Source organism: Sulfitobacter donghicola DSW-25 = KCTC 12864 = JCM 14565 (assembly GCF_000622405.1).
GTDB lineage: Bacteria > Pseudomonadota > Alphaproteobacteria > Rhodobacterales > Rhodobacteraceae > Sulfitobacter > Sulfitobacter donghicola.
Genome location: NZ_JASF01000005.1, coordinates 44,262 through 65,023, shown reverse-complemented (window position 1 = coordinate 65,023; position 20,762 = coordinate 44,262). Strand labels below are relative to the sequence as shown.

Here is a 20,762-nt window from a genome sequence, read left to right as displayed (position 1 = left end):
ATGGTTAGGGCCGCCAAACGGGGGCGGCCCTATCTATGTCTACGCGTATGCGTTCATCGTCAACAATTCGTATTCCGCGACGATCTCGTCATCCTGATTGGTCACGGTTACATGCCAACGCACCTGCCCGTATTCCTCGGTGCGGGGGGTCTTTTTCTTGACCGTCAGGCGGACCTTGATCTCGTCATCGGGCGAGACAGGTTTCATGAAGTTCAGGTTCGCAAGGCCCGTGTTTGCCAGCACAGGGCCAGGATCGGGCTGCACAAACAGACCCGCCGCAAAGCTAAGCAGAAGGTAGCCGTGTGCCACACGACCCGGGAAGAACGGGTTGGCCGCAGCTGCGTCTTCGTCCATGTGGCCATAGAAGGTATCGCCTGTGAAATGCGCAAAGGTTTCAATGTCTTGTAGCGTCACCTTGCGCGAAGGCGTATAAAGCGTATCGCCCAGTTGGACCTCGTGGAATGTCTTGGTGAATGGATGCGCGCCGCCTGTGTTTTCGCTGGCACCAGGAACCCATTGCCGACCAATCGCGGTGAGGATATCAGGGCTGCCTTGCACGGCTGTGCGTTGCATATAATGCATCACACCGCGCACACCGCCCAGCTCTTCGCCGCCGCCCGCACGGCCCGGACCGCCGTGAACCATATGGGGCATCGGCGCGCCGTGGCCTGTGGCTTCGGCCATGGAATCCGCATTGTTGAAATAAAGACGCCCATGCCACGCAGCAGAGCCCATCACCATCTGGCGGGCAAAATCCCCGTCGCGCGTGATGACCGAGGCCACCAGCGATCCCATCCCGCGATTCAGCAACTGAACAGCGTGATCCGCATCGCGGTAGGGCATGATGGTGCTCACAGGGCCAAAGGCTTCGGTGTCATGCAGGTGCGTGGCGCGATCTGGATCGGCACAGTGGAACAACATGGGCGGCAGGAAGGCGCCTTTTTCTTTGTCCGCACCGTTGACAGTGAACCCTTCGGGATCGCCAAACACCCGCTCGGATTGTGTGCCCAGCAGGGCCACCTTTTCCAACACATCCGCGCGTTGGCTGCGGCTGACCAAAGCGCCCATGCGCGTGGCGGGGTCACGCGGATCGCCGATGACGGTTTTACCCAAACGGGCGCTCAGCGCCTCGATCACCGCTTCCACATGGGCGGCTGGGGCCATAATGCGGCGAATGGCGGTACATTTCTGGCCCGCTTTTGTCGTCATCTCGCGGTGGACTTCTTTTACGAACAGATCAAATTCGGGCGTGCCAGGGGCGGCATCGCGCCCCAGAACGGAAGCGTTCAAACTATCCTGCTCAGCGACAAACCGAACCGAGTTTTCCAGCAGATGCGGGGTGGAGCGCAGGCTCAGCGCGGTTTGGGCCGAGCCGGTAAAGCTCACCACGTCTTGCGCGTCTGTGTGCAGCAACAGATCACCAACACCGCCTGAAATCAGCTGCAATGACCCTTCGGGCAGGATGCCACTGTCCAGCATCAGCTGCACACATAGATGCGTCACATAGCAGGTCGAGGTGGCGGGTTTCACAATGCTGGGCACCCCAGCAAGGAAAGTCGGCGCGAATTTCTCTAACATGCCCCAAACGGGGAAGTTATAGGCGTTGATATGGATGCCAACCCCTTGCAAAGGAACACAAACATGCTGCCCTTGGAAGGTGCCAGTGCGGCCCAGCTGCTCTAGCTCGCCGTCCAGATATATCTGCGCATCAGGCATTTCGCGCCGCCCTTTGGAGGCAAAGACAAACATCGTGCCGATGCCGCCGTCGATATCAAAGGCGTGGTCAGCTTGGGTGGCGCCTGTTTCAAACGACAGGTCATATAGCTTTTGTTTGTGCTCAGTCAGATGCAGCGCCAGCGCCTTGAGCATCCTTGCGCGATCATGAAACGTCAGCGCGCGCAGGGCAGGGCCACCGACATCGCGCGCATAGGCATGCATGCCAGCCACATCGAGAGCGTTATTGCCCGCTTGGGCGATCACTTCGCCCGTAACGGCTGAGGCGATCGGGCGCGCGCCGCTGTCGGGGGCAACCCATTGGCCTGCGGCAAAAGAAGGGATCATCATCATGGGCTGGCCTTTACTGGTCATAGTCAAATTTCACCGTGTCGGTGAGCGGGTAACATTGGCACGTCAGCACAAAACCAGCGGCCACTTCGTAATCTTCCAGCGCATGGTTGGTCAGCATCTCGACCTCGCCTTCGGTTACGCGCGCACGACAGGTCGAACACACCCCCGCTTTGCAGGCAAAGGGCGCGTCTACGGCGTTATCCAGCGCGGCATCCAGCAGGCTTTGATCGCGCGGCATGGTAAAGCTGCGCACAGCGCCATCCATTTTAACCGAGGCCTCTGTTGTGGCATGGGCGGCGGCATCGGTTGCCGAAACCTTGCGCTGTTTGGCGCGCCCCTGCTGGGACGCGGCGAAAAGTTCAAATTTGATCTGCTCGTCGCTTAATCCATGGCTGCGCAAGGCCGCCGCAATGCCCAGCATCATCGGCTCGGGGCCGCAAATGAACGCGGTGTCTACGCATTTGATATCAATCCAGCTGCTGAACAATTTGGCGCATTTTTCCTCATCCACGCGACCTGTGAACAGGTCAATGTCCTGCGCGTCGGCCTCGAGCACATGAATGATGTTCACACGGCCCATATAGGTGTTTTTCAGGTCTTCCAGCTCGGCGCGGAACATGATCGTGTTCACCGCGCGGTTGGCATAGACCAGGGTAAAGCGCGAGTTCGGCTCGCGCGTGAGGACCGATCGCAGGATCGACAGAACAGGGGTGATCCCCGACCCACCCGCAAAGCCCAGATAGTGGTTTTGCGCATCCGCGTTGAGGTCGGTGTAAAACCGTCCCTGTGGCGGCATCGCCTCTAGGGTGTCGCCGACCTTTAGCTCTTCGTTGGCCCAAGTGGAAAAAGCGCCGCCCTCAACCCGTTTGATACCGACCTGTAGCGTGTTGTCGTCTAGGCCTGCGCAGATCGAATAGCTGCGGCGCAGCTCTTCGCCATCAAAATCGCGGCGAAAGGTCAGATACTGCCCTTGGATAAAGTCAAAATCATCACCTTCGGGCGCCGCAAGGCTGACCACAACGGCGTCGCGGATGGTTTTGTGAACGTCTGTGACGGTCAGGGATTGGAAACGCGCCATGTTTACCTCAGATACATTTGAAATAGTCGAAAGGCTCTAGGCAGCTCAGACAGCGCCAATGGGCCTTACAAGGGGTCGAGCCGAACTGGCTCACTTTTTGCAGATCGGTTGATTTGCAGCGGGGGCATTGCGCGGGACCACCAGCGGGAGAGGGCGGGGCGATCCCGTAATCCTCCAGCTTGGCCGCGCCTTTGGGGGATAGCCATTCGGTGGTCCATGGGGGCGATATCTGGGTTCTGAGCCGGATATCCGTCAGCCCGCGATCGCGCAGCGCCGTTTCAACATCCAGATTGATGATGCTGGTGGCAGGGCAGCCTGAATAGGTCGGCGTGATCGCCACCTCCAGCGTATCGCCCTGCCAGCTGACATCGCGGATGATGCCCAGATCCACCACTGAAATCACAGGGATTTCAGGGTCGGGAACTTCGTCCAGCCAGCCCCAGATTGTCGCCACATCGGGTTTCACCAGTTGGCACCAGGATAGGCGCGTTGCAGCCACTGCATTTGCGTCAGCATATGACCCAGATGTTCGGTATGGCGCGCGCCACTGCGGCCGCCTTTATGGGCAAAATCATCCTCTGGGATGCTGAGGGTCGCCTCAGCCATGACCTGAGAAACCTTCTCCATCCATTCCGCCCGCAGGGGCATTGGATCGGGCAGAACACCTGCGTCGATCATCAGCTGATCGGTGGCATCCGCCTCAAACATCTCGCCCGCATAGGGCCAAAGCAGGTTCAGCGCCTCTTGCATCTTGGCATGGCTTACCTCGGTGCCATCCCCAAGGGCGATGACCGTTTCCGCCGAGCGTTCAAGGTGATAGGTCGCTTCCTTCACCGATTTCGCGGCGATTTCCGCGATGCGCGTATCCGAGGACGTGCTCAGCGCGGCCAAAAGGGCGCGGTGATAGGCGTCAAACAGGAATTGGCGCATCATTGTATGGCCAAAGTCCAGATTGGGGCGTTCAACCATCAGGATATTCCGGAAATCCCAGACATCGCGCAGAAAAGCGAGATCATCCGCGCTGCGGCCTTTGCCCTCAACCTCGGCGGCATAGCCCAGCCACATCTGCGTCTGACCGATGAAATCCAGCGCGGTGTTCGCAAGGGCGATATCTTCTTCCAGAACAGGGGCCTTGCCGCACCATTCCGAAACGCGGTGACCCAGAACAAGGGTATTATCCCCCAGCCGCAGCAGGGTTTGAAAAAGCGCGTCTTGGGTCATTACATATGGCCCACTTCGTCTGGCACATCAAAGAAGGTAGGGTGGCGGTAGACCTTGTCGTTTGACGGATCATACAGCGCCTCTTTGTCACCGGGCGCTGAGGCATGAATGGCCTCGGCTTCGACCACCCAGATCGAGACCCCCTCATTGCGGCGCGTATACACATCGCGCGCATTTTTCATCGCCATTTCAGCGTCAGGCGCATGAAGCGAGCCGACGTGGCGGTGGCTCAGCCCGTGCTGACCACGGATGAAAACTTCGAATAGGGGCCATTCGCCCGTGCGTTTTGGTTGGGTCATTGTGGTTCCTCCGGTGCGCACGCGGGGCGCGGCACGTCTGGTTGATGTCGTTTAGGGGCGCTGCAAGGGCGCTGTTACGCGGCGGCCATTTACTCAGCAGCCATTTTTGTGGCGCGTTTCTTTTCTGCGTGGGCCAGCATGCCATCGCGCACCCACGCGCCATCATCCCACGCCTTTTGGCGGGTGCTGAGGCGGTCATGGTTGCAAGGGCCGTTGCCTTTGAGCACGTCAAAGAATTCGTTCCAGTCGGGTTCAGCGAAGTCATAGCCGCCTTTTTCCTCGTTCCATGCCAGCGTATCGTCAGGCACGCTGAGGCCAAGGTATTCGGCCTGCGGCACGGTCTGGTCCACGAACTTTTGGCGCAGCTCGTCGTTGGTGTTCATCTTGATCTTCCACGCCATGGATTGCGCCGAATGCACGCTGTCTTTGTCGGAGGGGCCAAACATCATCAGCGAAGGATACCAAAAGCGGTTCAACGCATCCTGCGCCATCTTCTTTTGCGCTTCCGAACCGTCACACATCTTCATCATGATGTCGAAGCCTTGGCGCTGGTGAAAGGATTCTTCCTTGCAAATCCGCACCATAGCGCGCGCGTAGGGGCCATAAGAGGTGCGCTGAAGCGGGACTTGGTTCATGATGGCCGCGCCATCCACCAGCCAGCCAACGGCCCCCATGTCGGCCCATGTCAGTGTGGGGTAGTTGAAGATGGAGGAGTATTTCATCTTGCCCGCGTTCAGGGCCTCGAACATCTCGTCGCGGGTGATGCCCAGCGTCTCAGCGGCACAATAAAGGTACAGGCCGTGGCCTGCCTCATCCTGCACCTTGGCCAGCAGGATCGCCTTGCGTTCCAATGTCGGGGCGCGGGTGATCCAGTTGCCCTCGGGCAGTTGGCCCACAATTTCCGAATGCGCGTGCTGGCCGATCTGGCGGATCAGGTTCTTGCGGTACCCGTCGGGCATCCAATCTTTCGGCTCGATCTTGCCGCCCGCGTCGATACGCTCTTGAAAGGCGCGTTCTTGCGGGTCCATCTCATCAAGGGTTTTAACGCCTTGGCCAGTGGATTTGATCATCTGTGCATACATGGTCTCAGATCCTTTCAGAAAGCTTCGGGTGGGGTGGGGCGCCTAGCTGGCGCGTTCAAGAATAAGGGCGACACCTTGGCCAACGCCGACACACATGGTGCACAGCGCATAGCGCCCGCCTGTGCGCTGAAGCTGGTAGGCCGCGGTCAACGCCAGACGAGAGCCAGACATGCCCAGCGGGTGCCCAATCGCAATCGCGCCCCCGTTGGCATTTACATGCGGCGCGTCATCCGCCACGCCCAAAGCGCGCAGAGTGGCAAGCCCTTGCGAGGCGAAAGCTTCGTTCAGTTCAATTACATCCATCTGGTCGATGGTGAGGCCTGCGCGCTCTAGCACCTTTTGGGCGGCTGGGATCGGGCCAATGCCCATCACCCGCGGCGCCACACCAGCAGCCGACATGGCAACAATTCGCGCCATGGGTTTCAACCCGTGCTGGGCAGCCGCCGCTTCAGAGGCGATCAACATCGCCGCCGCGCCGTCATTCACGCCCGAGGCATTCCCAGCGGTTACCGTTTTATCAACCCCGTTGATGCCGCGCAGCTTGGCCAATGCGGCTGCTTCGGTCTGGGGGCGGGGGTGTTCGTCGCGATCAACGATCTTTGGATCCCCTTTGCGCTGCGGGATGGTGACAGGAATGATTTCCTCGGCAAAGATGCCAGCGGCATCGGCTGCGGCCCAACGTTGTTGCGAGCGAAGCGCAAATGCATCCTGATCGGCGCGGCTGACGCCGTGGTCATCCGCAACATTGTCTGCGGTTTCGGGCATGGAATCCACGCCATATTCGCCCTGCATCTTTTTGTTGACGAAACGCCAGCCGATGGTTGTGTCATAAACCGCATTGGCGCGGCCAAAGGCGGTTTCGGCCTTGGGCATCACAAAGGGTGCGCGGCTCATGCTTTCGACCCCACCGGCGATGGCCAGATCCATGTCACCTGCGCGGATGGCGCGGGCGGCTTGGCCGACCGCATCCAATCCAGAGGCGCAAAGACGGTTCAACGTGATCCCGGGTACATCAACAGGCAGGCCAGCCAGCAGGGCAGCCATACGGGCGACATTGCGGTTGTCTTCTCCTGCTTGGTTCGCGCAGCCCATGAAAACATCGTCAATCTGCGTCCAGTCGACACTGCCATTGCGCGCCATAAGAGCGGCTAGCGGGGCCGCGGCCAGATCATCGGCCCGCACAGAGGACAGACCGCCACCGTAACGCCCAATAGGTGTGCGCACTGCGTCGCAGATAAAGGCATCAGCCATGTTGATCTCCTCCCGATAGATTTATTTCGGCGAGGATAGCGCCGTTTGGGGTGTCGATCAAGGATTGCGTTACAAATTTGGAAAATTGCTGCCTGAATGGTAACGTTAATGCGGTTTTCTGCCAAAGCACTGAAGATTTCTCTCAAACGTAGGCCATTCGGCAGTTGCCCATAGTTAGCGATCACGCCATGTTATAGCAAACGGGCCGAAAAAAGCAGGCTCACCATTGAAACAGGCGGGTAGGGTGCCCAAATATCCTATCCATACAGGAAGCGGTCGAAAGTTGCCTCAAAGAGGGACTGGTGCCGCTTTGCCAAGATAAGGAAAAGAGCATGCACGAGCCTCTGAACGCGAGCTATCCCGTACTTCCATTGCGCGATATCGTCGTATTCCCACATATGATTGTTCCCCTTTTCGTCGGTCGCGACAAATCTGTCCGCGCCCTTGAGGAAGTCATGGGGGATGACAAACAGATTCTATTGTCCAGCCAAATGGACCCAGGTGTTGATGATCCAGAAAGCGATGGCATTTTCACGACGGGTGTTCTGGCCAATGTGTTGCAGCTGCTGAAACTGCCCGATGGTACCGTAAAGGTGCTGGTCGAAGGGCAGGCGCGTGTGCAAATCACCGAATACCTCGAGAACGACAGCTTCTTTGAAGCGCGTGCCGAATACCTGACCGAAACCGCTGGCGATCCTGACACCACCGAGGCGCTGCTGCGTTCCGTTGGGGATGAGTTTGAGCGCTATGCCAAGGTCAAGAAAAACGTCCCCGAAGAGGCGCTTGCCGCTGTGGGTGAAGCCTCTGATCCTGCGCGTCTGGCGGATTTGGTTGCAGGGCACCTTGGGATCGAAGTTGATCAAAAACAGGACCTGCTGGAAACGCTCAGCGTGTCTGAACGCCTTGAAAAGGTCTATGGCCTGATGCAGGGCGAAATGTCTGTGTTGCAGGTTGAGAAAAAGATCAAAACCCGCGTCAAAACCCAGATGGAGAAAACCCAGCGCGAATATTACCTGAATGAGCAAATGAAAGCCATTCAGAACGAGCTGGGCGATGGCGAGGACGGCAAAAACGAAGTTGTCGAACTGGAAGAGCGGGTCGCCGCGACCAAGCTCAGCAAAGAAGCCAAAGAAAAAGCGGATGCAGAGATCAAGAAGCTCAAAAATATGAGCCCGATGTCTGCCGAAGCGACCGTTGTGCGTAACTACCTCGATTGGATGCTGTCCATCCCGTGGGGTGTTAAGTCACGCGTCAAGAAAGACCTCGCAAAAGCCGAGGCTGTTCTGGATGCGGATCACTATGGTCTGGAAAAAGTCAAAGAACGCATTGTGGAGTACCTGGCGGTGCAACAACGTTCGTCCAAGCTGAAAGGCCCGATCATGTGCCTTGTCGGCCCTCCTGGTGTGGGTAAGACGTCGCTTGGGAAATCTGTGGCCAAGGCAACGGGTCGTGAATTTATCCGTATCTCGCTGGGCGGGGTGCGTGACGAATCCGAAATCCGCGGCCACCGTCGCACCTATATCGGCTCTATGCCTGGTAAGATCATTCAGGCGCTGAAAAAGGCAAAAACCACGAACCCGCTGATCTTGCTCGATGAAATCGACAAGATGGGGCAGGATTTCCGTGGCGATCCGGCCTCGGCGATGTTGGAGGTTCTTGATCCAGAGCAGAACGGCACCTTTGTCGATCACTATCTTGAGGTCGAATATGACCTCAGCAACGTGATGTTCCTGACCACCTCTAACAGCTATAACATGCCCGGGCCTTTGCTGGACCGGATGGAGATTATTCCGCTGTCGGGGTACACCGAGGATGAAAAGCTGGAGATTTCCAAGCAGCATTTGGTGAACAAGCAGATCAAAAACCACGGCCTGAAGGCCAAGGAGTTTGAGATCGAGGATTCCGCCCTGACTGGTATGATCCGCTATTACACCCGCGAGGCTGGCGTGCGGAACCTTGAGCGCGAGATCGCAAAAGTCACGCGCAAAGCGCTGACCAAGATCGTGCGTAAAGAGGCCGACAGCATCACGGTGACGGGCGACAACCTTGATGACTTCCTTGGCGTGCAAAAGTACCGCTATGGGTTGGCTGAAAAGGATGACCAGATCGGTGTTGTAACCGGATTGGCCTATACATCGGTCGGCGGCGAATTGTTGCATATCGAGGCGCTGCGCCTGCCGGGTAAAGGGCGTATGAAAACAACGGGTAAGCTGGGCGATGTGATGAAAGAAAGCATCGACGCGGCAAGCTCTTATGTGCGCTCAATCAGCCCGCAGATCGGTGTGAAGCCGCCGGTGTTTGATACGGTCGATATCCACGTGCACGTGCCCGATGGTGCAACGCCCAAGGATGGCCCTAGCGCGGGTCTGGCGATGGTAACATCGATTGTCTCTGTGTTGACCAAGATCCCCGTGCGCAAGGACATCGCCATGACGGGTGAGGTTTCGCTGCGCGGGAATGCAATGCCAATTGGCGGCCTCAAGGAAAAACTGCTGGCTGCGCTGCGCGGTGGTATCAAAACGGTGTTGATCCCGCAGGAAAATGAAAAAGACCTGCCGGACATTCCCGACAACGTAAAAGAGGGGCTGACCATTATTCCAGTGAGCCATGTCTCGGAGGTGTTGGAACACGCGTTGGTATCACAGCCCGAGCCCATTGAATGGGACGAAGCGGCAGAAGAAGCAGCGGCAGCAGCCGCGCTTGCGGCCAAGGCTGGTGGCGCAGACGGTGCCACAGCCCACTAACCGCTGAAAAATGATTGAATGACGCCCCTCAGGAAACTGGGGGGCGTTTTTCGTTTCAGGGTAGGGGGTGCCATAAAAAACGGCTTGCCCCATGGCAGTGGGGCAAGCCGTTGAATGTCATTCGGGCTTTGATTAGTCGGTCAGCAGTGGCAACGACAAAAGTAGGCCCAGCAGTGCAACTGACAATGTGCCGCTGCTTGAGCTTGAAGCGTCTTCCACGATGACGGGTGCTTCGATAACCGGATCAGCAAGCGAGCCTGCTGTGGCGGTTGATGTAAGAGCGGCAAAGGCCAGAAGTGCAACGATAGGTTTCATTTTATCCCCCAGTTAGTGTTGATACCCATTTGTCACGCTAAATGTTGATGGGGTCAAGCTTAGGTGGATTTTTCCGCCGGATTCTTATAATAATAAAAGAAAAACCCAAAGCATTGAGCGAAAGAGCGGTAAAACATGGCGACGACAGCAAAAACATCTTCGAAAACAGCGGTTCCAAAAACCAGCAAACGCAAAACAAAAGTGCCGGCACCTGTAGTGGATTCAGTGACAGAGGTGGACACGTCCAACACACCTCGCGCCAACACAGCGACACCTTCGGTCGTGGATACGCTTTCACCCGTTGTGATGAGCAATGATCTGCGGAAAAAGGAGCTTTTTGAATTGGTTGTCGAACGTTCCGGCATGAAGAAGAAAGACGTGAAGCCCGTCGTTGAGGCGATGCTGGCCGTGCTGGGGGATGCTTTTGGCGAGCAGCGGGAAATGAACCTGCCTCCGCTTGGAAAGTTGAAAGTACAGCGTGGCAAGGAATTGCCTGATGGCCGTGCTTTGGTTGTGAAGCTGCGCCAGAAAACCTCGCAACTGAACGCGGCACCAAAACCTGAGGGCGACGCAGCAGAAGAGTAACATCTGTTGCACTCTGGTTTGGGGCATCCCTGACATCTTGGAACCATCGCAGAGGGCGCATTGCGCCCCCTGAATCACCCGCAAGCGAGTCGCGTTTGTGGCACCAAAAATCCCGAAAGCTGATTTGTGACTAATTATCCCGATCTTTATGTTCTTCGTCATGGCGAAACCGAATGGAATGCCCAAGGAAAAATGCAGGGCAGCCTGAATTCTCCGCTCACGGCTGAGGGGAAAAAGCAGGCGCAGCGGCAGGCGGAAATCCTCGAAACTGTGGACCTGACGGGGTTTGATATTCTGTGCAGCCCGCAGGGGCGTGCCTTTGAAACGGCGGCAATTGCTTTGGCGCGGCAGGTTACCCATATCCATACAGATGCTCGCCTGCGCGAAATCGGCGTGGGCGATTGGGCAGGGCGCAAGCGCAGCGAACTGTCTGAAGGCAAAGGGTTTTTGGATGGTCCTGATGGCGCGCTAGAGCTGTATGAAATGGCCCCGAACGGCGAGGGGTTCATCGCGTTAGAGCAAAGATGTACCGCGTTTCTGAACGATCTAAAGGGGCCTTCGGTCCTGATTACCCATGGCATTACCTCGCGTATGATCCGCGCAATTGTCACCGGCGTAGGGCGCGATGGGCTGGCAGAAATGGGTGGCGGACAGGGCATAATATTCGCCTTGAAAAATACTGTGCAAAAACGTCTCGAATGAGGCTTGCACTACCCGAAGTGTTAGTCTAAATCACGCTTCATCGGGTCGTTAGCTCAGTTGGTAGAGCGCTTCGTTTACACCGAAGATGTCGGGAGTTCGAGCCTCTCACGACCCACCATTCCACCCCTCGGGGCGGGAGACATATTGCCCCCACCAAAGGGCAGCACTGCGCGGTTGTAGCTCAGCTGGTTAGAGTACCGGCCTGTCACGCCGGGGGTCGCGGGTTCGAGCCCCGTCAACCGCGCCACTTCTCCTTTTTCGAAATGTCATACCGTACGCTGGCAACAGGTGTCATCGGTTTTGCGCGAATCCTGTTTTTGAGGGTTAACGCCATAGCACGTTGGGTTTGCGCGATGTGATCCCTGTGCACGGCGCGTACACCGCGCGTACACCGATTTTGCGGCATTCACGCAGTAACAGGGCGTGCGGTGGCATTGGTTAACATTAGATGAAGGGTTGTGAGGCAGCGCAGAGTAGGTTGTTTTGCGTAGATGGTGGGAGGAACAGGCGGATGCAAGGCTGGGTCGTGGAGGCTCGGTTCGTTACCTGAGAAAGGGCCAGATGGCGTGCCCGATCCAATAGGGTCCGGCTCTTCCTGCGTGTCCCGCCCGTGCGACGCCTTTCATGCATCGCGGTGCTAATGCCCCAATGTAGCATTTTTCTTGAACGTCGGATGACCCAATCTTTTCACCAACAACTGTCCCAGACAATTGGAACCGGACGTTCGGGCAAAGGGCGGCGAATGGCAGGAATGAGCCCACTTTACCGTTTTTCTGCGACGCGACGAAGGTCAACTTTCCCCAAACCGGACGCTTGCTAACCGCTTGACGACGGAAAAATTTCAGACTAGCCAACGTGTAGGCTGTAGACGCCTGCCTCCCGCTGACATTTGTCTTGGTTAAGTTCTGCGACGTAATTCTCTATATACCTCTTTCCGCATATCGCGCGGATGGTAATGCGGGTCCCATCTCAAACTGCGCGATCAGGCAAGAGAGATATGGGATATGACTGATACCCCCGCCAATACATTCACGGATGGACCACTTGGCACCATCTACTTTAAGACCGCACTCCCGATCATTTTTGTGATGGGCATGAACGGGCTCCTGTCCGTTGCAGATGCGCTATTTCTGGGCATTTTTGTTGGTCCCGATGCGCTGGCGGCGGTCACGGTGATGTTTCCGATCTACATGCTGATTGTGGCGCTTTCCACGTTGGTGGCGAACGGCATGTCGAGCCTTCTGGCGCGTTCCCTTGGCGCTGGCGACATGAACAGCGCACGTGACACGTTTGCGGGCGCACATGGGTTGGCCATTGGGTTGGGCATCGTTCTGATCGTATTGTTCATCCTATTGGGGCAGCCAGTTGCATTGCTGGCCGCTGGTGGGTCAGAGACTTTGGCTCAGATGGGGTTCGTCTACCTGCGGATTACGGTGTTATTCTCACCGCTGTTGTTCGTGTTGTCGGTCAATTCTGATACGCTGCGCAACGAAGGGCGCGTAGGTTTTATGGCCGCGATGAGTCTGCTGGTGTCGATTGCAAACATCGGGTTCAATTACGTGTTCATCGCGGTTCTGGACATGGGCGTCGCTGGGTCAGCTTACGGGACTGCGGCGGCACAGGCGCTCGCGTTTGCGATCATTTTTGCGTTCCGTGTGTTTGGAGATACATCGCTGCGTCTTGCGACCCTGCTGTCCCATTCCCTGCGCGGAAAATGGGGGCAGATCCTCGCACTAGGCGCACCACAGAGCCTTAATTTCATCGGGTTAGCCCTCGGGTCTGCTGCGATCATCGCAGCCCTGCAATGGGTTGGGCGCCCGGGTTATGCTGACACCATCACAGCTTACGGGATCATTACTCGGGTCATCACGTTCGCCTTCCTTCCGCTTTTGGGGCTGTCGTTCGCTATGCAAACGATCACGGGCAACAACTATGGCGCCGGGCTCTGGCAAAGGTCAGATGCAAGCCTGCGCTTTGCGCTTTGGATCGCGCTTATTTACTGCACAATCGTCCAGATTGCGGTGATGAGCTTGCCGACTCAAATCGCCAGTGCATTTGTAGAGGAGCAAGCCGTCATTGATGAGGTCGCTCGTATCTTGCCTGTGATGACCAGTGTCTTCTTCATGATGGGCCCGTTGATGATGGTCGCGACTTATTTTCAAGCGATTGGGTCCGCTGGAAAGGCTGCTTTGCTGGGGCTTACAAAACCCTACGCCTTTGCGATCCCCTTGACCTTCATTTTACCCGTCTGGTTTGGTGAAATTGGCGTCTGGTACGCGGGTCCGTTTGCGGAACTGATGTTGTTGGGCCTTACCGCTGTGGTGTTGTGGAACGCGGGCCGTAATTCCACGTTGAAATGGGGAATATTCCACATGGAAGGAGGAACAGAAGCATGACAATGCTACTTTCGTCAGCAGCGCAAGCCAAGGCTCAAGCAAAACGTTTGCGCTACAAAATGGCCGAAGACGGGGCGGAGATTGGACATGCCAAGTCCCTCGAATTGGTCGCCCACCAACATGGGTTCCGTGATTGGAACACGATGCTTGCCGCCATCGGAAACGAGCCGCCCAAGGGCTGGGCCGTCGGTGAAAGGGTTAGCAGAACATATCTATCGAAACCGTTCACTGCAAAGGTAGTGTCAATTTTGAATATGAGGCCAGGATGGTTCCGGCTCGAGCTGCAATTTGATGAAGCCGTTGATGTTGTCACGTCCGATGGTTTTTCAAATTTCCGCTCGCGCATTCGTGGTGTAATTGGTCCCAAAGGGCATTCAGTTGAAAGAACAAACGACGGGCAGGCACACCTTCAAATCGATTTATGGTGACTGAGAAGGTCGGTTCTTTTTCTGTAAGCGGCCATTGGCACGATTGAAGCCAATGGCCGTTTTGTCCGCACTCCGAACATCAAGCCAAGTTGCGCTTATTGTCTGGTTTGGGCGGAATTACTCGACGGGGGCCTGATGGTCTGATTGAGAAACGCCGTGGTATTGGGGCAAGTGCCCGCGCGTGGTTCTATCATATAGTCGATAGGGCGTTTAAGCCCTTGTGACACACGCGCGGGCGATCAAAGAGGGATCTTGGGGCGGTTTGGTGATCGCCTTAGGGCTGGTAGGGCAGTGAGGAGTGGTGGAGGACGATGCGCAGATTGCCGTCGGCGTCCTTTTTGTATCCAAAGCTTTTGTCGACGGTGGTCACGGCGCCATTTTTATCGGTCAGCTTGACCCAGCCCATCCACATTGCAACATCGCCCTGAATAAAGCTGGCCGAGGTGATGCTTTCCATTGAGCGCCACCCCATGATCGCAAACCCATTGTCGAGCGGGTATTCTTCTGAGTGGCCGCAGAAATAGGCCAGTGCCCCTTCTTTGGTGGGGCGGAACGTCTGGGCGCCGCTGGCCATTGTGGGTTTGAACAGAACAGGCCCAAGGTTGTAGCCATAGTAGTTATCGATATTGGCCGAGGCGATCTTGCGGGCTGCTTCGATACCGCCTTCTTCGAATGCTTTCGAGATGGTAACTTTGCCGTTGCCCCAGATGGTTAGGGCTTTTTCGATGTCGGTTTGGGTGATCTGCAAGGGACGCTCCTGTTTACGATACGGGTAGTGACGGCAAAAGCCGTGGCAAATTTCAGGTTGGGCTGGAAAATTGCGCCACCCCAGTTTTCGCCGCGCGTAGCTATATCAGGACTGAGCCTTCGGGGATAGGGTTAGTTCGCGTAAAGCTGTTTGGCCTGCGCCTGTGCGGGGTCAGTAGGGGAAATTGGTGGTGTCGACCATCATGCCGCCCGATTGTTCCTGTGACGGGTTTCCAGCCTTGCAGCGCATCAGCAGCATTTCAAGACTGGCCTCAAGCTCTGCTTTGGCCATGTCGCGCGCGATGATAACGACGCGGCTGGTGGTGTCTGTGCCAGACCAGCTTTTGAACGGGACAGGCGCGTCAAAGATGTGCTGCACGCCGTGAAAGATGAACGGGTATTCCAGCCCCTCAACATGTAAAATACCTTTCATCCGCAGGATGTTAGGCCCGCGCAGGGCGATCAGCGTATCCAGCCAGAAATCAAAAACATTCGCAGGGATAGGCTCGGCCACGGTGATCGAGGCAGAGTTGATCCGATGATCATGGGCGGCGGGAGCGGCGGGGGTAAACGCGGCCGGAGGCGCGGGTGCAGGGGCTAAGCCGGAAAGCCCTGCGAGCGGATCAGGTTTAACCGTTTCCTGCGCTATGCCTAGCCAATCGTCTAGCTCGTCGGTGCTCACCCCTGTGCGCATCGCGGAGAGGCCAAACAGCGTCCCCATGGGCACGCAGCCCTGATCTGCGCGGATGCGGCGCGCGGATGTGTTTATCCCATCAAGGCGCTTTTCAAAGCGGGAGAGGTCGAAAGGATCTACCAGATCGGTTTTGGACAGGATGATCACGTCAGCCATGGCGATTTGGTTCACCGCTTCGAACTGTTGATCCAGCGTTTTCATGCCAGTCGCCGCATCGGCCAGTGTGACCACGCCGTCTAGGCGAAAGGCCTGAGCGATCCCGAAATCGGTGGCGAGCGTGTGAACAATCGGCGCGGGTTCGGCGATGCCGCTGGTTTCGATCACCACGCGGTCAAAGCTGATTTGCCCTGCTTTGCGTTTTGCGATCAGCCCTTCCAGCGTCTTGGCCAGATCACCAAGGATGGCACAGCACAAGCACCCTGATTGCAGCAAAACGGTTTCTTCGGTGGCCTCTTCGATCAGGTCATGGTCAAGGCCCACATCCCCGAATTCGTTCATGATGACGGCAACGCGTCCGGCATCGGGGTCGCGGATCAGGTGGTTCAGCAGCGTTGTTTTGCCAGCGCCCAAAAAACCGGTGAGCAGGGTGACGGGAATGCGGGTGTCATCGGATGTCATTCTGGTTTGCGCCTCTTTACAACGGGAAAGCCTATGTGCATTTAAGTTATGTTATAACATAAGCGCCTGCAAGAGGCCTAAGATCCCCAGATGCCACACCGAAACCCTCGCCCTCGTTCGGGCGCCGATAGGCGGGGCATGGGCCTTGGTCGGGTGGGCTTGGACGGCTTGTGATAGGGGAAAGCTGATGGAAGGGATGCGGGATGACTGAACGCGCACCAATGGGGATGGCAAAAACCTTGTGGCACACACAGCGTGTGAAAGGATTGGTGCGAGAGCGCCTTGGCCAAGGGGCGGCTTGCATTGTATCGGTGCGTGAGACGATCTGCACTGATCCCAGCTGCCCAGGGCCTGCGACTTTGGTCCGTATTACGGATTTAAGCTTTCGCGAAAAGCTCCTGACGATTCACAAGCCAGTTTCAAAGGTGGGTTACCCCGATATTGCCGAAGTGATTTGAAAGGGGCTGGCTGGTTTGGCCTTTGCCAATGGGGGATCATATCTGCGCAACAAGGCGCCCCTGAAGCCAGAGGATGGACGGGTAGGCCGAGATCCAGAACCACACAAAACGATTAAGTCCGAACAGGCAGGCATTTGCCACGTGGAAGCTGGCCGCGATGAGCAGGGCAAGGGTAAGGGCCACGGGGGAAAAGAGGCTGAGGGGGAAGGCGAGCTCAAACAGAATAACGGCCCATGAAGCCGCCCACAGCAGGCGAGGGCGCAGAGAGAGGGCGCGCAGGGATTGGGCAACGGGATAGGCGGAAAAGCTGAACACATCTTGCAAGGCGCGCCCGCTACGCCATTCGGGGTTAACGATTTTGACCTGACCAGAGATGAAATAGGACAGGACCACCTGAAGGCCCAGATAGCCGAATGCGGCTTCGGTGGCGATGCCGTCGGGCATCCAGCGCGCAAGGCTAAGGCAATACAAAACCAACAGCCCCATGCGGTCACTGCCGCCGTTATAGGGCCCTTGATAACGGTGCAAAACCAATAGGCTATGGGCAGACAGGGCTAACAATACCCATTGGCTGTGGCTGCCCGCCAGCAACAAAAGGCTGAGAATCGCGCGCGGGGTGAACAACAGGCGCGATCCACGCGACCCAAAGATATGTTCGGCGCATTGCTGCAAAAAGGCCAGCGCGACAAGGATTTCGGTTAAGCGCATCGCGCTGTCCAAGGCCATCATGATTGTGGGTCCACTGTTGCAAAGCGATCCGAGAGGAACACAACCTCTTGGACCAGATCGTTTTGGTCGCGATGCACAAACACCAGTCTGAATTGGAAATACGTGTCAGGATTGGCAAGGCTGCGTTTTTCGATTTCGGGCAGAATGCGCCGTCGGATTTCGTTTATGCTGTGGGCGGTTGGCTGTAGCTGGATGCGTTCGGCGCAGCTGACGACGAATAGCTCTTCGTTGCGGTCGGGGTTCCAGAAAAGCCGCATCATCATTTGCAGCGCCCCAACGGTTGCTGGGCGGGGGTGGAATTCATGCCAATCGGCAGATTTATCGGTATTGGACGCGCGCAGCACCCATTGGACCCTCGGAGAGGGTTCGATGGACTGAAAAAAGCTCCAAGACGGGATAAGGACGGGCAGGACCAAAGACAGGGTTTTGAACATAGGCCGAGTTAACGGAACCTGCGTTAAGGCCGTGTGAATCCTATGACATACCTCGTCTTTGGCCTTTGGTTTGGCTGCTCAAGGGCGACGCGTGATACATCAAATAGAAAAGAAAACGCCCCAGCGCTCAACTAATCTCTTGACGCATCAAAGGGGTTGGCCTATTCCGCACGAACGCTCTGAGGTTTAGGCCAAAGAGACGCAGCGCGCGGTTGTAGCTCAGCTGGTTAGAGTACCGGCCTGTCACGCCGGGGGTCGCGGGTTCGAGCCCCGTCAACCGCGCCACTGCTGCATTGAAAAGGTCTCCTTCGGGAGGCCTTTTTGCGTTTTGGGTGTTTGTGATTTTGGGCGATGGCGGTTAGGGCGCAAAGCCTAGGGCGGTTTCGATCTCGGAATCGAGTTGGCTGTTCATCCATGTGATATCGTCGGCGGCCCATGTGTCGGGCGCGGGGGCGCGTGTTTCTACCGCAGCGGTCCAGCGGTTGCCCATGCGGCGCGCAACGGGGGCGTAGCCTTTTTCGGTGAAGGCCAGGTCAAAGGCGGCTGAAAGATCGGCAAGGAAGGCCTCGGGGGCTGCGTTGAACGCATCAAGCGAAACATAGACCACGGATGCGCCTCGGGTGGGCAGGCTAAGCAGGGCGCGGTGTTTGAGGTTGCGCATGGCAAAGATGTTTTCATACCGCGCACCCGTGATCGGGTGGCGGTCCCATTGCAGCTCTTCGCCCAGCGGATGCAGGCGCGGCGCGACCCCGTCGAAATGGCCCAGTTTATCCACGTAGGATTCCCAAGGAGAGCGCAGGAAATCGACAAAGCCCAGCGATTGCACATGCGGCGCGGCGTGCCACGGGCGTTTATACAGCGAGTGCGCCCATTTTTGCGGTGCACGCACAGCGCAGATGGTGAGAAAGGTCGGGGGCAGGGCGATCATATTCGGAACGCCATGTTTCCAGCCCAAAGCCTCGGTGCGTTTGATGTTCAGCGCGTCCTGAACCGTCTTGCGAATGACGTTGGTGCCGCAGCCGCGCTCGCCCAGAACTTGGAACCGATCAAAGGGGCCATCGGTGGATTTGTGAAAATGCCAGCCCGTTTTGCCCATGTCAGCCGCCAGATCACGTGTGAAATCGGCAAAACCTGCGGGTTCTGGGGGCAATATCGTCTTTGGGGCCATTGTCATTTTACGTCTCTCACGGCTTACTGCGCTTGCAACCCGCAGTGTGCGAAATTCGGCGGGGAATGAAAAGAAGGAAGAGGCATGCAGACAGTTGCCGCAGTCACAATGGTGCGCGATGACGCGTTTTTTCTAAAGGCGTGGTTGAAACACTATGGCGAGATGTTCGGCCGCCAGAATTGCTATGTGATCAATCATGGTTACGGGGCCGAGGTGGCCGAGTTGGCCGTGGGGTGCAATGTGATTGGCATTCCAGGTGATCCGCATAAGAACTTTGACGTAAAGCGTTGGGGGCTTTTGAATAATCTCGTTGGTGGTTTGCGCCGTTACTACAAGCACGTGATTGTGGGCGATGTGGACGAGCTGGTGGTGGTGGACCCTGCCAGCGGCAAGAACCTGCTACAGTTTCTAGAGGAGGCGCCGGAAAAGCGTATCCTCACGCCGCTGGGGTTAGAGGTTATTCACCGCATTGATATCGAGCCCGAGGAGATCACCGACAATATCATTGGGCCGCGCCGCTATGTGCGCCCTGCGCCGCATTATTCCAAACCCTGTGTTGTCTCTGCTCCGGCCAAGATTTCGCGTGGGGGGCATTTTGCGCAATACCCCAAGCTGCACACGCCAGATGACCTATATATGTTTCACCTAAAGTTCTGTGACTTTGGCCAATACACAGGCGCAATGGACCGTCGCAACGCGGTGACCAGCGAGATGGGCGATGACATCAAAGGCACGTCAATCGGGCGGCACTGGTTTTCAGAGGCGCGCGGCGAAGACCGTGAGATGTTTGAAGGGTTCGAGGCGCTGAAGCTGGAAGAGGGGTTTGACCTTGGCTTTATGCGCAAACGCATGCAGCGGTCGTTCAAACCCAGAGGGGACACGGGATTTTTCGAATTCAACCGCCCCGCCTATGATACGCAATATCAATTGCCGGATCGCTTTGTCGGGCTGATCTAGGCCGTCGTTTTGGTGGCGGGGATTTCCCCGCCACCGTTTCTTTAGCCGCGTTTGTCGGCAACGCGGGCTTGCATCTGATCCAGCGGCAGGTAGCCGCGCAGCAATTCGTCCTGCAGGATAAAGGTGGGCGTGCCGTTGATCGCCAAAGTCCCCGCCAAGGCGCGGGTTGCGGCGATTTCGGCTGTGACTTCGTCGCCGTTCATCCGCTCTTCGACGGCGGCCATGTCCAACCCAAAGGTGCTGCCCAAACGGCGCAGGGCGGGCATAGAGATGTCCCCTTGGAAGGTCATCAGCGCATCGGCAACGGCCTTATAGCTATCATCACCCGAAACCTGTTTCACAGCCACGGCAAAGCGCGAGGCCAGCACCGAGGCTTCGCCCAAGATTGGCAGCTCTTTCACGATCAGCTTGATGTTGCCATCGCTTTCGAGCAGCTGCGCGACCTCGTCATGGGCGCGTTTGCAATAGCCGCAGCGATAGTCGAGGAATTCGACCAGCACGATATCGCCTTCGGGGTTGCCGCCCACCCATGAATAGCCGTCGTTAAAGATTGCATCGGCGTTTTGGGCCACCAGATCAACGTCGGCCTGAACCTGTTGCTGCTGCTCGCGTTGTTGCAGGATTTCGACGGCCTGCATGATCACCTCGGGGTTCTCAAACAAATAGGCGCGGACTTCGGCGCGAAACAGGGCGCGCTCTTCGTCGCTCATTTCTTTGAGGTCGGCGGCAAAGGTGCCTGTGGCAAGGGTGCCCAGCAGGGCAGAGGTGGCGAGAAGGCGTTTCATGTTG

At 57.0% G+C, this 20,762-nt stretch carries 21 protein-coding genes and 3 tRNA genes; 10 read left to right on the top strand and 14 right to left on the bottom strand.

From position 1 onward, the window contains the following. Positions 1-39: 39 nt before the first annotated feature. From paaZ to pcaF, 7 genes are all read right to left on the bottom strand, one after another. On the bottom strand, positions 40-2,067 hold the full coding sequence (gene paaZ / locus Z948_RS0101190; protein ID WP_025057749.1) for a phenylacetic acid degradation bifunctional protein PaaZ: 2,028 nt from the start codon (positions 2,065-2,067) through the stop codon (positions 40-42). Between the two features lie 10 nt (positions 2,068-2,077). Continuing rightward, positions 2,078-3,145: a 1,2-phenylacetyl-CoA epoxidase subunit PaaE gene (paaE, locus tag Z948_RS0101185; RefSeq protein ID WP_025057748.1), complete on the bottom strand. Its 1,068-nt coding sequence runs from the start codon at positions 3,143-3,145 to the stop codon at positions 2,078-2,080. Between the two features lie 7 nt (positions 3,146-3,152). Then, entirely contained in the window at positions 3,153-3,611 is a 459-nt protein-coding gene (gene paaD / locus Z948_RS0101180; protein ID WP_025057747.1) for a 1,2-phenylacetyl-CoA epoxidase subunit PaaD, read from the bottom strand. Next, positions 3,608-4,366, bottom strand: coding sequence for a 1,2-phenylacetyl-CoA epoxidase subunit PaaC (gene paaC / locus Z948_RS0101175; protein WP_025057746.1), 759 nt, complete (start codon positions 4,364-4,366; stop codon positions 3,608-3,610). The genes paaD and paaC overlap by 4 nt, the downstream gene beginning before the upstream one ends. Further along, entirely contained in the window at positions 4,366-4,665 is a 300-nt protein-coding gene (gene paaB, locus Z948_RS0101170; protein WP_025057745.1) for a 1,2-phenylacetyl-CoA epoxidase subunit PaaB, read from the bottom strand. The genes paaC and paaB overlap by 1 nt, the downstream gene beginning before the upstream one ends. A gap of 89 nt (positions 4,666-4,754) precedes the next feature. Then, the gene (gene paaA, locus Z948_RS0101165; RefSeq protein ID WP_025057744.1) at positions 4,755-5,747 is read right to left on the bottom strand and encodes a 1,2-phenylacetyl-CoA epoxidase subunit PaaA; all 993 of its coding nucleotides are present in this window, start codon (positions 5,745-5,747) and stop codon (positions 4,755-4,757) included. A gap of 42 nt (positions 5,748-5,789) precedes the next feature. Further along, entirely contained in the window at positions 5,790-6,998 is a 1,209-nt protein-coding gene (pcaF, locus tag Z948_RS0101160) for a 3-oxoadipyl-CoA thiolase (RefSeq protein ID WP_025057743.1), read from the bottom strand. 332 nt (positions 6,999-7,330) lie between these two features. Between pcaF and lon the strand changes: the two genes are divergently transcribed. Next, entirely contained in the window at positions 7,331-9,742 is a 2,412-nt protein-coding gene (gene lon, locus Z948_RS0101155; protein WP_025057742.1) for an endopeptidase La, read from the top strand. Positions 9,743-9,874: 132 nt separating this feature from the next. Here lon and Z948_RS0101150 read toward each other — a convergent pair whose 3' ends face one another. Then, a complete protein-coding gene (locus Z948_RS0101150; RefSeq protein ID WP_025057741.1) occupies positions 9,875-10,057 on the bottom strand; it encodes a hypothetical protein in 183 nt (60 codons plus the stop codon). A 135-nt stretch (positions 10,058-10,192) separates the two neighbouring features. Between Z948_RS0101150 and Z948_RS19150 the strand changes: the two genes are divergently transcribed. The 6 genes from Z948_RS19150 (at position 10,193) to Z948_RS0101120 (ending at position 14,168) form a co-directional block, all read left to right on the top strand. Next, entirely contained in the window at positions 10,193-10,642 is a 450-nt protein-coding gene (locus Z948_RS19150) for an HU family DNA-binding protein (protein ID WP_025057740.1), read from the top strand. A gap of 126 nt (positions 10,643-10,768) precedes the next feature. After that, on the top strand, positions 10,769-11,344 hold the full coding sequence (locus tag Z948_RS0101140) for a histidine phosphatase family protein (RefSeq protein WP_025057739.1): 576 nt from the start codon (positions 10,769-10,771) through the stop codon (positions 11,342-11,344). Positions 11,345-11,386: 42 nt separating this feature from the next. Then, positions 11,387-11,462 (top strand) — tRNA-Val (locus Z948_RS0101135). Positions 11,463-11,514: 52 nt separating this feature from the next. After that, positions 11,515-11,591, top strand: a tRNA-Asp gene (locus Z948_RS0101130). 757 nt (positions 11,592-12,348) lie between these two features. Further along, the gene (locus tag Z948_RS0101125) at positions 12,349-13,740 is read left to right on the top strand and encodes an MATE family efflux transporter (RefSeq protein WP_025057738.1); all 1,392 of its coding nucleotides are present in this window, start codon (positions 12,349-12,351) and stop codon (positions 13,738-13,740) included. After that, positions 13,737-14,168, top strand: a complete 432-nt coding sequence (locus Z948_RS0101120) for a glyoxalase superfamily protein (protein ID WP_025057737.1) — start codon at positions 13,737-13,739, stop codon at positions 14,166-14,168. The genes Z948_RS0101125 and Z948_RS0101120 overlap by 4 nt, the downstream gene beginning before the upstream one ends. 274 nt (positions 14,169-14,442) lie before the next feature. Here the strand turns inward: Z948_RS0101120 and Z948_RS0101115 are convergent, their stop codons facing one another. Beyond that, on the bottom strand, positions 14,443-14,916 hold the full coding sequence (locus tag Z948_RS0101115) for a hypothetical protein (protein WP_025057736.1): 474 nt from the start codon (positions 14,914-14,916) through the stop codon (positions 14,443-14,445). Between the two features lie 171 nt (positions 14,917-15,087). Then, positions 15,088-16,227, bottom strand: coding sequence for a CobW family GTP-binding protein (locus Z948_RS0101110; protein ID WP_025057735.1), 1,140 nt, complete (start codon positions 16,225-16,227; stop codon positions 15,088-15,090). A 203-nt stretch (positions 16,228-16,430) separates the two neighbouring features. Here Z948_RS0101110 and Z948_RS0101105 point away from each other — a divergent pair, with 203 nt between their 5' ends. Beyond that, complete coding sequence (locus Z948_RS0101105; RefSeq protein WP_025057734.1) at positions 16,431-16,685, top strand: hypothetical protein; 255 nt, start codon at positions 16,431-16,433, stop codon at positions 16,683-16,685. A 36-nt stretch (positions 16,686-16,721) separates the two neighbouring features. Here Z948_RS0101105 and Z948_RS0101100 read toward each other — a convergent pair whose 3' ends face one another. Together Z948_RS0101100 and Z948_RS0101095 are read right to left on the bottom strand one after the other, a co-directional pair. Next, positions 16,722-17,414, bottom strand: a complete 693-nt coding sequence (locus Z948_RS0101100; protein WP_245604535.1) for an HTTM domain-containing protein — start codon at positions 17,412-17,414, stop codon at positions 16,722-16,724. Then, positions 17,411-17,848: a hypothetical protein gene (locus tag Z948_RS0101095; protein ID WP_025057732.1), complete on the bottom strand. Its 438-nt coding sequence runs from the start codon at positions 17,846-17,848 to the stop codon at positions 17,411-17,413. The genes Z948_RS0101100 and Z948_RS0101095 overlap by 4 nt, the downstream gene beginning before the upstream one ends. A 208-nt stretch (positions 17,849-18,056) precedes the next feature. Here Z948_RS0101095 and Z948_RS0101090 point away from each other — a divergent pair. After that, positions 18,057-18,133, top strand: a tRNA-Asp gene (locus tag Z948_RS0101090). A 73-nt stretch (positions 18,134-18,206) separates the two neighbouring features. Here Z948_RS0101090 and Z948_RS0101085 read toward each other — a convergent pair. Next, positions 18,207-19,022 carry a hypothetical protein gene (locus Z948_RS0101085; protein WP_025057731.1) on the bottom strand — a complete coding sequence of 272 codons (816 nt, stop codon included), beginning with the start codon at positions 19,020-19,022 and terminating at the stop codon, positions 18,207-18,209. 78 nt (positions 19,023-19,100) lie between these two features. Between Z948_RS0101085 and Z948_RS0101080 the strand changes: the two genes are divergently transcribed. Then, positions 19,101-19,973 carry a glycosyltransferase family protein gene (locus Z948_RS0101080; protein ID WP_025057730.1) on the top strand — a complete coding sequence of 291 codons (873 nt, stop codon included), beginning with the start codon at positions 19,101-19,103 and terminating at the stop codon, positions 19,971-19,973. Between the two features lie 41 nt (positions 19,974-20,014). Here the strand turns inward: Z948_RS0101080 and Z948_RS0101075 are convergent, their stop codons facing one another. Further along, positions 20,015-20,758 carry a DsbA family protein gene (locus tag Z948_RS0101075; RefSeq protein ID WP_025057729.1) on the bottom strand — a complete coding sequence of 248 codons (744 nt, stop codon included), beginning with the start codon at positions 20,756-20,758 and terminating at the stop codon, positions 20,015-20,017. Positions 20,759-20,762: the final 4 nt, after the last annotated feature.

Coding starts and splice junctions, on each gene's coding strand:
- Z948_RS0101120 (WP_025057737.1), top strand. CDS start 13,737: ATGACAATGCTACTTTCGTCAGCAGCGCAAGCCAAGGCTCAAGCAAAA.
- Z948_RS0101100 (WP_245604535.1), bottom strand. CDS start 17,414: ATGATGGCCTTGGACAGCGCGATGCGCTTAACCGAAATCCTTGTCGCG.
- Z948_RS19150 (WP_025057740.1), top strand. CDS start 10,193: ATGGCGACGACAGCAAAAACATCTTCGAAAACAGCGGTTCCAAAAACC.
- paaB (WP_025057745.1), bottom strand. CDS start 4,665: ATGACCCAACCAAAACGCACGGGCGAATGGCCCCTATTCGAAGTTTTC.
- lon (WP_025057742.1), top strand. CDS start 7,331: ATGCACGAGCCTCTGAACGCGAGCTATCCCGTACTTCCATTGCGCGAT.
- Z948_RS0101105 (WP_025057734.1), top strand. CDS start 16,431: ATGACTGAACGCGCACCAATGGGGATGGCAAAAACCTTGTGGCACACA.
- paaE (WP_025057748.1), bottom strand. CDS start 3,145: ATGGCGCGTTTCCAATCCCTGACCGTCACAGACGTTCACAAAACCATC.
- Z948_RS0101095 (WP_025057732.1), bottom strand. CDS start 17,848: ATGTTCAAAACCCTGTCTTTGGTCCTGCCCGTCCTTATCCCGTCTTGG.
- pcaF (WP_025057743.1), bottom strand. CDS start 6,998: ATGGCTGATGCCTTTATCTGCGACGCAGTGCGCACACCTATTGGGCGT.
- Z948_RS0101075 (WP_025057729.1), bottom strand. CDS start 20,758: ATGAAACGCCTTCTCGCCACCTCTGCCCTGCTGGGCACCCTTGCCACA.
- paaZ (WP_025057749.1), bottom strand. CDS start 2,067: ATGATGATGATCCCTTCTTTTGCCGCAGGCCAATGGGTTGCCCCCGAC.
- Z948_RS0101110 (WP_025057735.1), bottom strand. CDS start 16,227: ATGACATCCGATGACACCCGCATTCCCGTCACCCTGCTCACCGGTTTT.
- Z948_RS0101085 (WP_025057731.1), bottom strand. CDS start 19,022: ATGACAATGGCCCCAAAGACGATATTGCCCCCAGAACCCGCAGGTTTT.
- Z948_RS0101150 (WP_025057741.1), bottom strand. CDS start 10,057: ATGAAACCTATCGTTGCACTTCTGGCCTTTGCCGCTCTTACATCAACC.
- Z948_RS0101125 (WP_025057738.1), top strand. CDS start 12,349: ATGACTGATACCCCCGCCAATACATTCACGGATGGACCACTTGGCACC.
- paaC (WP_025057746.1), bottom strand. CDS start 4,366: ATGACCCAAGACGCGCTTTTTCAAACCCTGCTGCGGCTGGGGGATAAT.
- Z948_RS0101080 (WP_025057730.1), top strand. CDS start 19,101: ATGCAGACAGTTGCCGCAGTCACAATGGTGCGCGATGACGCGTTTTTT.
- paaA (WP_025057744.1), bottom strand. CDS start 5,747: ATGTATGCACAGATGATCAAATCCACTGGCCAAGGCGTTAAAACCCTT.